This is a genomic window from Kitasatospora sp. NPDC088264, from assembly GCF_040685715.1.
GTDB lineage: Bacteria > Actinomycetota > Actinomycetes > Streptomycetales > Streptomycetaceae > Kitasatospora.
The window spans coordinates 79339-93816 of the sequence record NZ_JBFBIR010000012.1; the positions used below are offsets into that span (position 1 = coordinate 79339).

The window sequence follows — 14478 nt, forward strand, 5'->3', positions numbered from 1 at the left end:
CGCCGCTTCCGCCCCGTTCACCCCGTTGCGCCCTGGTACGGCACGGGACGACGGAGATCCCCGCACCCCACCAGGGGTACGGGGATCCACAGGGCGCGCCCTACAGCACCCGCGTCATCGTCCGATGCGGTATCCCCGCGTCCTCGTACACCGGGCCCTCGGCCGCGTACCCCAGCCGCTCGTAGAACCCCAGCGCCCGCACCTGCGCGTGCAGTTCCACCTCGACGGCCCCGCGGTCGAGCCCGGCCGCCTCGATCGCCCGCACCAGCTGGGCCCCGAGCCCGGTCCTCCGGGCCGCCGACACCACCGCGAGGCGTCCGAGCAGCACCCTGCCCTCGACACCCCCGGTGAGCTTCAGCGCCTGCTCCCCGAAGATCAGCCGTCCGGTCCCGAGCGCGGTCCCGTCCGCCGCCACGGCCAGCAGGTGCACCGAGGTCGCGTCGTACTCGTCGTACTCCAGCTCCTCCGGCACGTTCTGCTCGACGATGAACACCTCGCGCCGCACGTCCCGCACCAGCGCCAGGTCCGCGGCGCCCGCCGCGGTCCGGATGGCCGCCGTCATCTCAGCTCTCCGACGAGATGATGTCGAGCGCCTTGCGCAGGTCGGGCGAGTACTCGCTGGAGAACTCGACCCACTGCCCGTCCGCCGGGTGCTCGAAGCCGAGCGACACGGCGTGCAGCCACTGCCGGGTCAGCCCGAGCCGCTTGGCCAGCGTCGGGTCGGCGCCGTAGGTCAGGTCGCCCACGCAGGGGTGGCGCAGCGCGGACATGTGGACCCGGATCTGGTGGGTGCGCCCGGTCTCCAGCTTGATGTCGAGCAGCGAGGCCGAGCGGTAGGCCTCGATCAGGTCGTAGTGGGTGACGGACGGCTTGCCGTCCTTGGTCACGGCCCACTTCCAGTCCGAGCTGGGGTGCCGCCCGATCGGCGCGTCCACGGTGCCGCTCAGCGGGTCCGGGTGCCCCTGCACGAGGGCGTGGTAGCGCTTCTCGGTGATCCGGTCGTGGAACTGCCGCTTGAGGTCGGTGTACGCGCGCTCGGACTTGGCGACGACCATCAGCCCGGAGGTGCCGACGTCCAGCCGGTGCACGACGCCCTGGCGCTCGGCGGCGCCGGAGGTGGAGATCCGGTAGCCGGCCGCGGCGAGCCCGCCGATGACGGTGGTGCCGGTCCAGCCGGGGCTGGGGTGGGCGGCGACGCCGACCGGCTTGTCGACGAGCACGATGTCCTCGTCGTCGTGGATGATCCGCATGCCCTCGACCGGCTCGGCGATGATCCGCACGGGGGCGGCGGGGGCCGGGATCTCGACCTCCAGCCAGGAGCCGGCGGTCACCCGGTCCGACTTTCCGGCCACGGCGCCGTCGAGCGTCACCTTGCCGTCGGCGGCCAACTCGGCGGCCTTCGTCCGGGAGAAGCCGAACATCCGGGCGAGGGCGGCGTCGAGGCGCTCGCCCTCCAGGCCGTCGGGTACGGGGAGGCTGCGGATCTGCGCTGCGGTACTCACCCGTACGAGTATGCCGGAACCGCGGCCCTCCGCCGCCCGCCCGACCGCCCGGGGGCCCCTGCTACTCGGTCTTGCCGCCCTGCTGGTGGACGGTGCCGTCCGGGTTGCTGCCCCGGAAGGAGAGCAGCACGACGAGGATTCCGCCGCAGACGATCGCCGAGTCGGCGAGGTTGAAGACCGCGAAGTGCTGGACGGAGATGAAGTCGACGACGTGCCCGCGGAAGACGCCCGGCGAGCGGAACAGCCGGTCGGTGAGGTTGCCCAGGGCCCCGCCGAGCAGCAGCCCGAGCGCGATCGCCCAGGGCAGGCTGTACAGCCGGCGGGCGATCCGCCAGATCACCACGATGACGGCCGAGGCGATCATCGTGAAGACGACGGTCAGCGCCTGCCCCATGCCGAAGGCGGCGCCTGAGTTGCGGATGACCTGGAAGGTGACGACGTCCCCGATCACCTTGATCGCCGCGTGGTTCTCCAGCCGGGCCACGACCAGCAGCTTGCTGCCGAGGTCGATCAGGAAGGCGAGCAGCGCGACGACCATCAGCACGCCGACCCGCCGACGGCCCTTCGGCGCCTCCGCCGTGGCCGGGGCGCTCGCCTCGGTGGGCCCAGCAGGCTCGGCGGGCTCGGTGGACTCGGCCACGGCCACCTCCACGGCTTCGGCGGGGGTCGGGACGGCGTCGTCCCGCGTCTGGGGGGAACCTTGCGTACTGATGATCCGCTCCGCTGCCGGTGGAGCTCCCCCGGTTGGAGGTGGGGGAGGGTGGGCCCATTGGTCGCCGTACCGGACACCTCCGAACCGGACGTGTCCCGAGGATTCAGGCGACGTTACGGGGTCGAGCGTACGGCAAGCCCGACCCCCTGCGCCGCCCCGGTCGGCCGCGTCAGCGGCGTTCCTGCTTGGCCTTGCACTGCACGCAGAGCGTGGCCCGGGGGAAGGCCTGCATCCGGGCCTTCCCGATGGCCTGCCCGCAGGACTCGCAGGTGCCGAAGCCGACGCCCTCCAGTCTGGTCAGGGCCCGCTCGGTCTGGGCGAGGCTGTCCCGGGCGTTGTTGGCGAGCGCGAGCTCGCTCTCCCGCGAGATGTTCTTCGTACCGGCGTCCACCTGGTCGTCACCGGCTCCGTCGTTGGAGTCACGCATCAGGCCGGAGATGGCCGCCTCCGCGGCGTCGATCTCGTTCTGCAGCCGCTCCAGCTCGCTGATGAGCTCGGTGTGCAGCTCGTGGACCTCGTCGGTGGTCCACGGGTCCTCGCCGGGCCGGACCGGCAGCGTGGCCGGGTCCACCGACTCGGCGCCGCGCGGCACGGTGACGGTGTCGGTGCTGCTCTTCTGCCGTGCGGTAGTGGTCACGGTCCCCTCCCCTGGATCGGCCGCCACGGCCTTGCGTGCCCGCTTGGTGGCGGTACCCGCGCCGGTTGCCTTCTCAGCCATGGCTTCGACCCCATCTACGAACGAATCGAGCCGCCGGTTCCCGGCGGCCTCCAGTGCCGGAACGATAATCCCGATCAAAACCGGTCACAACATGACATTCCGACGCCCCATGATGACCCCACCCAGGCAGCCGCCCCAGCCGCCACGCCCCGCGCGCTGACCAGACTTGTGCCCAGATCACCCCCGCCTAACCACCACCGCCGCCGGCCCCGGAGCGCCCCGGCCGTCCACCGCGGGGAAAAACGATTTGGACAAACCGACTCGCCCGGCCGATACACTGGCCCTGCAAGGCGCAGATGGGACGAGTACCGACGTACGCAGCCACCAGCGACCCGGGGACGGTGCGAGCCCGGGGGTGTGCACGGCGGGAAGATCACCCCGGAGCCGCCGGAAGAACGGCCGCCCGCCACCGCGCGGGCCGGCCCACTAGACCCGGCAGCAAGCCCAAACAAGAGGGCCGCAGCAGCACCGCGGCCAAGGAGGGTGGTACCGCGGGGCGGCTCGCCGTCTCGTCCCTCCGTCGGATCCCGTTCACATCCGCCGGAGGTATGACGCCCGCGATGAGCACCTACAACTCCGTCCCCGCACAGGTGGACCTGCCCGCCCTCGAACACCAGATCCTGTCGTTCTGGCAGGACAACAAGATCTTCCAGCGCAGCCTGGAGCAGTCCGAGGGCCGCCCCGAGTGGGTCTTCTACGAGGGCCCGCCGACCGCCAACGGCATGCCCGGCGCCCACCACATCGAGGCCCGCGTCTTCAAGGACGTCTTCCCCCGCTTCCGGACGATGAAGGGCTACCACGTCGCCCGCAAGGCCGGCTGGGACTGCCACGGCCTCCCGGTCGAGCTCGCCGTCGAGAAGGAGCTGGGCTTCTCCGGCAAGCAGGACATCGAGGCGTACGGCATCGCCGAGTTCAACGCCAAGTGCCGCGAGTCGGTGACCCGCCACACCGACGCCTTCACCGAGCTGACCACCCGCATGGGGTACTGGGTCGACCTCGACGAGGCCTACCGGACGATGGACCCGTCGTACGTCCAGTCCGTCTGGTGGTCGCTCAAGCAGATCTTCGACAAGGGCCTGCTGGTCCAGGACCACCGGGTCGCCCCCTGGTGCCCGCGCTGCGGCACCGGCCTGTCCGACCACGAGCTGGCCCAGGGCTACGAGACCGTCGTCGACCCCTCGGTCTTCGTCCGCTTCCCGCTGACCAGCGGCCCGCTGGCCGGCCGGGCCGCGCTGCTGGTCTGGACCACCACCCCGTGGACCCTGGTCTCCAACACCGCCGCCGCCGTCCACCCGGAGGTCACCTACGTGGTGGCCACCGACGGCGAGGAGAAGCTGGTCGTCGCCGAGCCGCTGCTCGCCAAGGCCCTCGGCGAGGGCTGGGAGGCCACCGGCGAGTCCTTCACCGGCGCCGAGATGGAGCGCTGGGCCTACCGCCGCCCGTTCGACCTGGTCGAGATCGAGAACGCGCACTACGTCCTCAACGCCGACTACGTCACCACCGAGGACGGCACCGGCATCGTCCACCAGTCGCCCGCCTTCGGCGCGGACGACCTCGCGACCTGCCGCAGGTACGGCCTGCCGGTGGTCAACCCGGTGCTCGCCGACGGCACCTTCGCCCCCGAGGTCCCGCTGGTCGGCGGCCAGTTCTTCAAGAAGGCCGACGAGGCCCTAGTCGCGGACCTCAAGGAGCGCGGCCTGCTCTTCCGCCACCTCCCGTACGAGCACAGCTACCCGCACTGCTGGCGCTGCCACACCGCGCTGCTCTACTACGCGCAGCCGTCCTGGTACATCCGCACCACCGCGGTCAAGGACGCCCTGATCCGGGAGAACGAGGCCACCAACTGGTACCCGGAGAACGTGAAGCACGGCCGCTTCGGCGACTGGCTGAACAACAACATCGACTGGGCGCTCAGCCGTAACCGCTACTGGGGCACCCCGCTGCCGATCTGGCGCTGCGAGGAGGGCCACCTCACCTGCGTCGGCTCGCTGGCCGAGCTCTCCGAGCTCACCGGCACCGACCAGAGCGAGCTCGACCCGCACCGCCCGTACATCGACGACGTGACCTTCGCCTGCCGCGAGTGCGGCGGCGCCTCGACCCGGGTCCCCGAGGTCATCGACGCCTGGTACGACTCGGGCTCGATGCCCTTCGCCCAGTACGGCTACCCGTACCAGAACAAGGAGCTGTTCGAGAAGCGCTACCCGGCGCAGTTCATCTCCGAGGCGATCGACCAGACCCGTGGCTGGTTCTACACGCTGATGGCGGTCGGCACCCTGGTGTTCGACAAGAACAGCTACGAGAACGTCGTCTGCCTGGGCCACATCCTGGCCGAGGACGGCCGCAAGATGTCCAAGCACCTGGGCAACATCCTGCAGCCGATCCCGCTGATGGACCAGCACGGCGCCGACGCCGTCCGCTGGTTCATGGCCGCCGGCGGTTCGCCCTGGTCGGCCCGCCGGGTCGGCCACGGCACCATCCAGGAGGTGGTCCGCAAGACCCTCCTCACCTACTGGAACACCGTCGCCTTCCAGGCCCTGTACGCCCGCACCGCCGGCTGGTCCCCCTCGGCGGCCGATCCGGCCCCGGCCGACCGCCCGCAGCTGGACCGCTGGGTGCTCTCCGAGCTGAACACCCTGGTCCGCGAGGTCGACGCCGCCTTCGAGGCGTACGACACCCAGCGCGCCGGCAAGCTGCTGTCCGGCTTCGTCGACGACCTGTCCAACTGGTACGTCCGCCGCGGCCGCCGCCGCTTCTGGCAGGGCGACGCGGCCGCGCTCGCCACCCTGCACGAGGCGCTGGAGACGGTCACCCGCCTGATGGCCCCGATGACCCCGTTCATCACCGAGCAGGTCTGGCAGGACCTGGTCGTCCCGGTCGCCGCGGACGCCCCGGCCTCGGTCCACCTGGCCACCTGGCCGCAGGCGGACGAGTCGCTGATCGACACCGACCTCTCCCGGCACATGGCGCTGGTCCGCCGCCTGGTGGAGCTCGGCCGGGCCACCCGCGCCGAGTCCGGCGTGAAGACCCGTCAGCCGCTGTCCCGCGCGCTGATCGCCGCCCAGGGCTGGGACGAGCTGCCCGCCGACCTGCGCGCGCAGATCGCCGAGGAGCTCAACGTCTCCACCCTGGAGTCGCTCGCCGAGGTCGGCGGCTCGCTCGTCGACACCAGCGCCAAGGCCAACTTCCGCGCCCTGGGCAAGCGGTTCGGCAAGGGCGTGCAGGACGTCGCCAAGGCGGTCGCCGCCACCGACGCCGCCCGCCTGGCCGCCGAACTGCGCGCCGACGGCGAGACCTCGGTCGAACTGAACGGCGAGCCGGTCGCCCTCTCCCCGGACGAGGTGATCATCACCGAGACCCCGCGCGAGGGCTGGGCCGTCGCCAATGAGTCCGGCGCCACCGTCGCCCTCGACCTGGCCATCACCCCGGAGCTCAAGCGGCTCGGCGTCGCCCGCGACGCCATCCGCCAGATCCAGGAGGCCCGCAAGAACTCCGGTCTCGACGTCGCCGACCGGATCGTCCTGCGCTGGCGGGCCACCACCGAGGAGACCGCCGAGGCCATCGCCGAGCACGGCCCCCTCGTCGCCGAGGAGGTCCTGGCCACCGACTTCGCCGCCGGCACGGCCGACTGGGACTCCGAGACCTTCGCCGACGAAGCCCTCGGCCTCGCCTTCCAGCTCCGCAAGGCCTGACCGACTCCGAAGCCGCCGTCACCCCGCCCGGGGCGACGGCGGCTTCGCCGTACCCGCGCGCCCCCGAAGCGACGTCACCACCCCGCGCGCGCCCGTCCCCCACCCTCGTCCGCACCACAGCAGAGCGCCCCCTGTTCGACCCGCGGGTCGAACAGGGGGCGCTCTCAAAAGGCCTCGCTACAACCTCAGTTGTCGCCGTCCTCGTCGATCAGGAAGCCCCGCATCGGCGCCGGAGCCTGCTGCATCGGCTGCGGAGGCTGCGGGCGGACGGCCGCCATCGGCTGCGTCATCCCGGCCGGCTGCATCTGCGGCGCGCCGGTGTTGCCACCGGACGCCTGACCGCCGAAGCTCGGCGCCGGCGGGTTGCCGCCGAAGGAGCTCTGCCCGCCGAACGACGGCGCGTTGCCGCCGAAGGCCGGCTGGTTGCCACCGAAGGCCGGGGCACCGCTCATCGCACCGGCACCGGCCGGAGCCATCGACGAGGCCGCCGGCGGCAGCGACGCGGTGGCGGGGATCCGCGGCGGGGCGAGCGAGTCGTCGGCCTGCGACTCCAGCTGGCGCAGCTGGGTCTCCAGGTACGACTTGAGGCGCGTCCGGTACTCGCGCTCGAACGCCCGCAGGTCCTCGACCTTGCGCTCCAGCGTGGCGCGCGCGGACTCCAGCGAGCCCATCGCGACGCGGTGCTTCTCCTGCGCGTCCCGCTCCAGGGCGTCGGCCTTGGCACGGGCGTCGCGCTCCAGGCCCTCGGCGCGGCTGCGGGCCTCGCCGACGATCTTGTTGGCCTCGGAACGGGCCTCCGAGATCGCCTGGTCGGCGGTCTGCTGAGCGAGCGCCAGGACGCGGGCGGCACTGTCGCCACCGGGGCCCTGCTGCTGCATGGGGGCGCCCATGGGGCCGCCCATCTGCTGCTGCTGCGGGCCGCCCATGGGGCCGCCCATCGGCTGCATCTGCTGCTGCTGGCCCATGCCCTGGCCCATCGGGTTGCCCATCTGCTGCGGGCCACCAGGGCCGCCCATGGGCTGGAGCATCTGACCGCCCATCGGCTGGACCAGCTGCTGCTGGCCGCCCATGGTCTGGTTCATCTGCTGCTGCTGCGGGCCGCCCATCTGCTGGGGGCCGGCGGGGAGCTGCGGGGCGCCGGAGGGCAGGCCGAGCGGCTGGTTGCCCATCTGCTGCTGCGGGCCGCCCATCTGCTGCTGCTGCGGACCACCGGGGCCCATCTGCTGCTGCTGCGGGCCGGGGCCCTGCTGGCCGGGAACCGGCGGGCCGGATATGGCGGCCGGAACGGGGGCGCCCGAACGGGCGTCCTGCGGCGGCTCCTTCCGCATGTTCGCCTGGTTCTGCGCGGCGGCGCGAGTCGCGGCGGCCAGCTTGGCGCGCAGGTCCTCGTTCTCGCGAAGCAGGCGGGTCAGCTCTCCTTCGACCTCGTCGAGGAAGGCATCGACCTCGTCCTCGTCATAGCCTTCGCGCAGGCGGACGGTCGTGAACTGCTTGTTCCGAACGTCCTCGGGGGTCAATGGCATCTCTTCACCTCAACGTGATCGTCGGCACACCGGCATCCTGTCGCATCGCTCACCTACGACTAGGGCCGCACAAGCGAGATCAGGACATACACAATGATCATCAGTACGAAGAAGGACAGGTCGAGCGCCACGCCCCCGAAACGCAACGGCGGAATGAACCGCCGAAGAAGCTTGAGCGGCGGATCCGTGACAGTGTACGTGGCCTCCAGGACCAGGACCATGGCCTTGCCGGGCCGCCACGAACGCGCGAACTGGAAGACCCAGTCCATGACCAGTCGCACGAGCAGGAACACCAGGAAGACGGTCAGGGCGTAGTAGAGCACCGCCCACACGATGTCCATCGCGTTTCCCTCTCCCCGGTTCCGGGCCCTTGGGCCTGCCGCTCGTCACCTGTCGCTAATCCACTGTTGATCAGATCCACACGTAAAGTCGTGGCCGGGTCAGCTCTGGTTGAAGAACCCACCCTCGGCGATCCGAGCCTTGTCCTCCGCCGTGACATCGACGTTAGCAGGCGACAGCAGGAACACCTTCTGTGTCACGCGCTCGATACTGCCGTGCAGACCGAAGACGAGTCCAGCGGCGAAGTCTACGAGTCGCTTCGCGTCGGTGTCGTCCATCTCGGTCAGATTCATGATCACGGGGGTCCCGCCACGGAACTGTTCCCCGATGGTACGGGCCTCGTTGTAGGTCCGCGGGTGCAGCGTGGTGATGCGGTAGGGCTCTCGTTCGTTCACTACCTTGGGCATGATCACCGGGGCGCTCTTCTCCAGGTTGTGGCGGCGTTCGGGTGTGATGGACGACACTGGGGCCATCCTCGGGGTCTCCTGCCGGATCGGCACCGCGGCCGGGACCGGCTGCGGAGTGATCGAGGAGACCGGGGCGGGCGCGGCGGCCGGCCGGGGGATGTCCTCGGTCCGCTGTCCCGTTCGAATCGGCTCGGGGTCCGCGTCGTAGTCGTCGTCAGGGTCGTACCCCTGACCGTCGTACGTCTCGTCCTCCACGAGGCCGAGGTAGACCGCCATCTTGCGCATTGCGCCGGCCATGCTCCTGTCTCCTCCGCTCATAGCCACCTCGCTGGCGCTCGGTGGCGGCTTCGCGAAACGCGCACCTTCCGATGGTCGCTCGCTCTGCTCGCTCCGTGCGGACCGACTCCGTCCCGGCGGCCAGGCCGTGCGGCCCTGCCTGCGGATTCCGCGGTCCACCCACGACGGCCCGTCAGGCCGACGGCCGGTCAGAGTTCGTGGGGTGGGGGCCGCGGAGCTGCGATCCACGGTTCGCTAGCGCTCCGAGGAGCTGCTAGATTCTGTCCTATTTTGTCCTGCAGTCTGATCTACTACCCGGTGACGTTACCTGAGGGGTGACCTCACTCCGAGTACCGCCGTTCCGACGCGCACATGTGTCGCCCCGGCGGCAATCGCCTGCTCAAGGTCACCGCTCATTCCCGCGGAGACCATGGTGGCAGCAGGATGGGTCGTGCGTACTGCGGTTGCGATTTCCGTCAGCCGCTCGAAGGCACGGAGCGGGTCTCCGGCGAGCGGACCGGCCAACGGAGCGACGGTCATCACACCGTCCAGCCGCAGTCCGGGCGTGTCGGCGATCGCGTCCGTGAGTTCCGCGACGTCCTCCGGGGCGACTCCGGCCCGGTGGGCCCCCTCGCCGTGCTCCTTGTCCAGGGCCACCTGCACCAGGCAACCCAGCTCCGGGCGCTCGGACTTGAGCACCGCCGCGGAGAGCGACCCGACCAGCCGCAGCCGGTCCACCGAGTGCACGTGGTTCGCGTACCGGACGACCGAGCGGACCTTGTTGGTCTGCAGCTGTCCGACGAAGTGCCAGTCAAGAGGAAGGTTTCTGCACTGCTCTGCCTTGGGTGCGGCGTCCTGGTCGCGGTTCTCCGCGACATCCGTCACACCCAGTCCGGCCAACAGCGCGGTGTCCTCGGCGGGGTAGGTCTTGGTGACGACGACCAGGGTGACCTCGTCGCGCGGCCGTCCGGCAGCCGCACAGGCGTCGGCGATCCTCCGCTCGACCACGTCGAGGTTGGTCCCCAGCTCCTCGTACCGGGCCCGCTGCCCCTCCGTCAGGGTCTCCAGCCAGCTCTGGTCGGGAAGGCCGCCGCGACTCCCCGGGAACGGTCCGTAGATGTCGTTCGTCATCAATGATCAGAGCCCAACCAGACGTAGCTCGCGAGCCGGCCGGTGCGCTGCTCGCGGCGATAGGAGTAGTGATCCGCGGATTCGAGGGTGCAGACCGGTGACCGCACCAACCCGGTGACCCCGGCGGCGGCCAGCTGGGCCGCGACCCCCTCGGCCACGTCCAGCGCCGGTGTTCCCCAGGAGGTCTCGGCGAACGCGGCGGGCACCACCGCGGCGACCTCCGCCCGCAGGTCGGCCGGCACCTCGTAGCACCGGCCGCAGACCGACGGGCCGGTGGCCGCGGCGATCCGGCCGGGTTCGGCCCCCAGTTCGACCATCGCCCGCAGGACCGCGGGCACCACCCCGGCCGCCAGCCCGGGCCGGCCCGCGTGGGCCGCGCCCACCACACCCGCCACCGGGTCGGCCAGCAGCACCGGAGTGCAGTCGGCGGTCAGGACGGCGAGCGCGAGCGGCCGGTCGGTGACCACCGCGTCCACCGTGGGGACGTCCCCCGGCGACTGGCGCTGCGTCACCACGGCGACCCGCGCGCCGTGCACCTGGTTCATCCAGACCACGTCGGCCGGGTCGAGCCCGAGCTCCCCGGCGGCGATCGCCCGGTTCTCCCGGACGGTCTCCGGGTCGTCCCCCACCGCCCCGCCGAGGTTGAGCTCCCCGTACGGCGAAGTGCTCACCCCGCCCCACCTGTCGGTGAAGGCGAAGTGAGCACCCGCGCGTACGGCGTGATCGATCACTTAAGGAAATCCGGGACGTCGAGCTCCTCCGCCGGGCTCTCGACGAACGGCTGCCGGACCGGCTGCACCTGCGGCGGCACCGGGGCGGTGGTCACGGTCTCGGTGGCGCGCGGCGCGGCGTGGGTCTCTCCCTCCGAACGCGACGTCACCGAGCCGATGCTCCCGTAGGACGGCCGGGTGGCCGGGCGCTCCGGGGCGGCCGGCGGCGTGGCCGACGCGGCGGGGGTGGCCTTGACCACCGGGTCGCGGACGATCGCCGGCGGCTGCCCGCCGTCGAAGCCGGCCGCGATGACGGTGACCCGGACCTCGTCGCCGAGCGCGTCGTCGATGACCGCGCCGAAGATGATGTTGGCCTCGGGGTGCGCGGCCTCGCTGACCAGCTGGGCCGACTCGTTGATCTCGAACAGGCCGAGGTCGGAGCCGCCCGAGATGGAGAGCAGCACGCCGCGGGCGCCGTCGATCGAGGCCTCCAGCAGCGGCGAGGAGATCGCCATCACGGCGGCCGCCTTGGCACGGTCCTCGCCGCGGGCCGAACCGATGCCCATGAGCGCCGAACCGGCCTCCGACATGACGGACTTGACGTCGGCGAAGTCGAGGTTGATCAGGCCGGGGGTGGTGATCAGGTCGGTGATGCCCTGGACACCGGAGAGCAGGACCTGGTCGGCCGAGCGGAACGCGTCGAGCACGCTGACCTGGCGGTCCGAGATGGACAGCAGCCGGTCGTTGGGGATCACGATGAGGGTGTCGACCTCTTCGCGCAGGCTCGCGATGCCGTCCTCGGCCTGGTTGGCGCGGCGGCGGCCCTCGAAGGTGAAGGGGCGGGTGACCACGCCGATGGTCAGGGCGCCGAGCGAACGGGCGATGTTGGCGACCACGGGCGCGCCGCCCGTGCCCGTGCCACCACCCTCACCCGCGGTGACGAAGACCATGTCGGCCCCCTTGAGGACCTCCTCGATCTCCTCGCGGTGGTCCTCGGCGGCCTTGCGGCCGACCTCGGGGTTGGCGCCGGCGCCGAGGCCCCGGGTGAGTTCACGGCCCACATCGAGCTTGACGTCGGCGTCGCTCATCAGGAGGGCCTGCGCATCGGTGTTGATCGCGATGAACTCGACGCCCTTGAGACCGACCTCGATCATCCGGTTGATGGCGTTGACACCACCGCCGCCGATTCCGACGACCTTGATGACTGCGAGGTAGTTCTGCGGTGCTGCCACGTCGAAGGCCTCTCGCCTCGAATTTCCGGGTCGGCCCGACCCGACGGGGGATCGTACCGACGGATGTCGATGGGTAGGGAGCCTGGTTTCCGACTGAATGTCCGAAATGCCGACCGCCGACCCCAACCCTAAACTTGACCTTTAGGGTTAGTCCTGTGCCTCCGTCACATCACCAGGGGGCACAGTCTGGTGACACAGGACACTAGGTGGCTCCAGGCACGTGTTTCAACGAACACGCCGAGCTTCCCCTTTTCTTTTGAGCCTATGTGATCATCGGCCGGCACATGAAACCGGGGTGACCACCAAGGGTCGGGCCGACACTTCACAGCGTCAACCCCTCCCTCAGGCACAGAACCTACCGGATCATCCCGACACCGCCGGCGCCTCCGGCGCACTCACGTCGAAGTTCGAGCCCTTCTGAGCCATCAACGCGACCAGCGTCCGGGCCTTGCGGTCGGTCTGCTCCGGGCTCCCCCAACGCACCGTCGCACCCCCGCTGAGCTGCAGCTGAATATCGTCGTACGAGTGCACCAGCACCGCTCCGGCCCGCTTCGCCACCTCGGGCGGCAGTCCGGCGGCCACCGACACCGCGCCCTGAACCAGCTGCGAACGGGAGATCACCCCGTCCGCGTCCTTGGCCTGCTGACTGAGCCGCAGTTCCACCACCGGCACCCCCTCCGGCGGGGCCGCCTCGGTGGCGAAGCTCACGCCGGCGGCGTCCACCTGGGTGAACTGACCGTCCTCCCCCTTGACGGCGGCCACCGCCGTGCGCTGGACGACCTTCACCCGCAGGGTGTGCGGCCAGCCCCGCCACACCTCGGCCTTCGCCACCCGGGGGATCGCCTCCACCCGGCGCTGGACGGCGTCCAGGTCCACTCTGGCCAGCGGGCCGTCACCGATCCCGCCGATCGCCTCGCGGACCTGGTCCGCCGTCAGCTTCTCGTCCTTCGGCCCCTGGACCGCGACCTCGCGCACGTCCAGCACCGAGGAGAAGAACACCACCCAGGCCAGCACGCCCAGCACCGCGGCGCCGAGCACGCTCAGCACCACGATGCCCCGCCGGGAGAGCCGGAGCCGAGGAGCGGACTCCTCGGCCTCCAGCTCTTCCTCCAGCGGGTCGGCGAGCCGGCCGTCAGCCACGGCGGCGACCGCCGCGGGAGGCCTGGATCGCCTCGTAGACCATGCCGACCAGCAGGTCGTCGGCGTCCCGGCGGCCGAACTCGGCGGCGGCCCGGCTCATGTCCCACAGCCGCTGCGGGTCGGTGAGCACCGGCAGCACGTTCTGCAGCACCCACTCCGGGGTCAGCTCGGCGTCGTCCACCAGCAGGCCGCCGCCGGCCTTGACCATCGGCTGGGCGTTCAGCCGCTGCTCGCCGTTGCCGATCGGCAGCGGGACGAACGCGGCGGGCAGCCCGACGGCGGCCAGCTCGGCGACGGTCATGGCGCCGGCCCGGCAGAGCATCAGGTCCGCCGCCGCGTAGGCGAGGTCCATCCGGTCGACGTACGGCACCGCGCGGTACGGCGGCATCCCGGGGATGTCCTCGACCTGCGGCAGCTCGTTCTTCGGGCCGACGGCGTGCAGGATCTGCACGCCGTACTGCTGGAGCCGCGGGGCGATCGCGGTGACCACCTCGTTGAGCCGGCGCGCGCCCTGGGACCCGCCGGAGACCAGCAGGGTGGGCAGCCGCTGGTCGAGGCCGAAGTAGTGCCGGGCCTCCGGCCTGGCGGCGCCCCGGTCCAGGGTGGCGATGGTCCGGCGCAGCGGGATGCCGATGTACCGGGAGTCACGCAGCTTGCTGTCCGGCGTGGAGACCGCGACGAAGTCCGTGTAGCGGGCGCCGATCTTGTTGGCCAGGCCCGGACGGGCGTTCGCCTCGTGCACCACGATCGGCACGCCGGCCCGCTTGGCGGCCAGGTAGGCGGGCATCGCGACGTAGCCGCCGAAGCCGACCACGGCGTCCGCGTTGACCCGCTCGATGATCTCCTGGGCGGCCCGGACGGTGCCGCGCAGCCGGCCGGGGACGGTGATCAGCTCGGGGGTGGGCTTGCGGGGCAGCGGGACGGCCGGAATCAGCTCCAACTGGTAGCCGCGTTCCGGCACCAGCCGGGTCTCCAGTCCGCGCTCGGTTCCCAGGGCGGTGATCCCGATGGACGGGTCGTGCCTGCGGAGGGCGTCCGCGAGGGCCAGCGCCGGCTCGATGTGACCGGCGGTCCCCCCGCCGGCGAGTACGACATGCAC

The 14478-nt window shown here is 71.3% G+C and carries 13 protein-coding genes; 1 reads left to right on the forward strand and 12 read right to left on the reverse strand.

Annotation, left to right across the window (positions count from 1 at the left end; genetic code table 11):
- Positions 1-100: 100 nt before the first annotated feature.
- The 4 genes from AB0O82_RS12605 to AB0O82_RS12620 all read right to left on the reverse strand — a co-directional run bounded on the left by AB0O82_RS12605 (position 101) and on the right by AB0O82_RS12620 (position 2851).
- The gene (locus AB0O82_RS12605; RefSeq protein ID WP_363582908.1) at positions 101-562 is read right to left on the reverse strand and encodes a GNAT family N-acetyltransferase; all 462 of its coding nucleotides are present in this window, start codon (positions 560-562) and stop codon (positions 101-103) included.
- Between the two features lies 1 nt (position 563).
- Positions 564-1502 (reverse strand): RluA family pseudouridine synthase, encoded by a 939-nt coding sequence (locus tag AB0O82_RS12610; protein ID WP_363582910.1) that lies wholly within the window; start codon positions 1500-1502, stop codon positions 564-566.
- Between the two features lie 61 nt (positions 1503-1563).
- Complete coding sequence (gene lspA / locus AB0O82_RS12615) at positions 1564-2142, reverse strand: signal peptidase II (protein WP_363582912.1); 579 nt, start codon at positions 2140-2142, stop codon at positions 1564-1566.
- Between the two features lie 241 nt (positions 2143-2383).
- Positions 2384-2851 carry a TraR/DksA family transcriptional regulator gene (locus AB0O82_RS12620; RefSeq protein WP_244293330.1) on the reverse strand — a complete coding sequence of 156 codons (468 nt, stop codon included), beginning with the start codon at positions 2849-2851 and terminating at the stop codon, positions 2384-2386.
- A 641-nt stretch (positions 2852-3492) separates the two neighbouring features.
- Between AB0O82_RS12620 and ileS the strand changes: the two genes are divergently transcribed.
- Positions 3493-6621: an isoleucine--tRNA ligase gene (ileS, locus tag AB0O82_RS12625; RefSeq protein WP_363582914.1), complete on the forward strand. Its 3129-nt coding sequence runs from the start codon at positions 3493-3495 to the stop codon at positions 6619-6621.
- A gap of 185 nt (positions 6622-6806) precedes the next feature.
- Here ileS and AB0O82_RS12630 read toward each other — a convergent pair whose 3' ends face one another.
- The 8 genes from AB0O82_RS12630 to murG all read right to left on the reverse strand — a co-directional run bounded on the left by AB0O82_RS12630 (position 6807) and on the right by murG (position 14478).
- A complete protein-coding gene (locus AB0O82_RS12630) occupies positions 6807-8144 on the reverse strand; it encodes a DivIVA domain-containing protein (protein ID WP_363582916.1) in 1338 nt (445 codons plus the stop codon).
- A gap of 59 nt (positions 8145-8203) precedes the next feature.
- Positions 8204-8485, reverse strand: coding sequence for a YggT family protein (locus AB0O82_RS12635; RefSeq protein WP_063347232.1), 282 nt, complete (start codon positions 8483-8485; stop codon positions 8204-8206).
- 99 nt (positions 8486-8584) lie between these two features.
- Complete coding sequence (gene sepF / locus AB0O82_RS12640) at positions 8585-9187, reverse strand: cell division protein SepF (RefSeq protein WP_031071810.1); 603 nt, start codon at positions 9185-9187, stop codon at positions 8585-8587.
- A gap of 303 nt (positions 9188-9490) precedes the next feature.
- Positions 9491-10225 carry a YggS family pyridoxal phosphate-dependent enzyme gene (locus AB0O82_RS12645; RefSeq protein WP_063351048.1) on the reverse strand — a complete coding sequence of 245 codons (735 nt, stop codon included), beginning with the start codon at positions 10223-10225 and terminating at the stop codon, positions 9491-9493.
- Positions 10226-10296: 71 nt separating this feature from the next.
- The gene (gene pgeF, locus AB0O82_RS12650) at positions 10297-11028 is read right to left on the reverse strand and encodes a peptidoglycan editing factor PgeF (protein WP_363582918.1); all 732 of its coding nucleotides are present in this window, start codon (positions 11026-11028) and stop codon (positions 10297-10299) included.
- Positions 11025-12239, reverse strand: a complete 1215-nt coding sequence (ftsZ, locus tag AB0O82_RS12655) for a cell division protein FtsZ (RefSeq protein WP_363582920.1) — start codon at positions 12237-12239, stop codon at positions 11025-11027. Before ftsZ ends, pgeF begins: the two co-directional genes overlap by 4 nt.
- A 363-nt stretch (positions 12240-12602) precedes the next feature.
- Positions 12603-13379 carry an FtsQ-type POTRA domain-containing protein gene (locus AB0O82_RS12660; protein WP_363582922.1) on the reverse strand — a complete coding sequence of 259 codons (777 nt, stop codon included), beginning with the start codon at positions 13377-13379 and terminating at the stop codon, positions 12603-12605.
- Positions 13372-14478 carry an undecaprenyldiphospho-muramoylpentapeptide beta-N-acetylglucosaminyltransferase gene (murG, locus tag AB0O82_RS12665; RefSeq protein ID WP_063347235.1) on the reverse strand — a complete coding sequence of 369 codons (1107 nt, stop codon included), beginning with the start codon at positions 14476-14478 and terminating at the stop codon, positions 13372-13374. The genes AB0O82_RS12660 and murG overlap by 8 nt, the downstream gene beginning before the upstream one ends.

Bases quoted from the DNA above. Each gene is read 5' to 3' on its own strand.
- AB0O82_RS12605 (WP_363582908.1), bottom strand. From the start codon at position 562: ATGACGGCGGCCATCCGGACCGCGGCGGGCGCCGCGGACCTGGCGCTG.
- ileS (WP_363582914.1), top strand. From the start codon at position 3,493: ATGAGCACCTACAACTCCGTCCCCGCACAGGTGGACCTGCCCGCCCTC.
- AB0O82_RS12630 (WP_363582916.1), bottom strand. From the start codon at position 8,144: ATGCCATTGACCCCCGAGGACGTTCGGAACAAGCAGTTCACGACCGTC.
- AB0O82_RS12635 (WP_063347232.1), bottom strand. From the start codon at position 8,485: ATGGACATCGTGTGGGCGGTGCTCTACTACGCCCTGACCGTCTTCCTG.
- sepF (WP_031071810.1), bottom strand. From the start codon at position 9,187: ATGGCCGGCGCAATGCGCAAGATGGCGGTCTACCTCGGCCTCGTGGAG.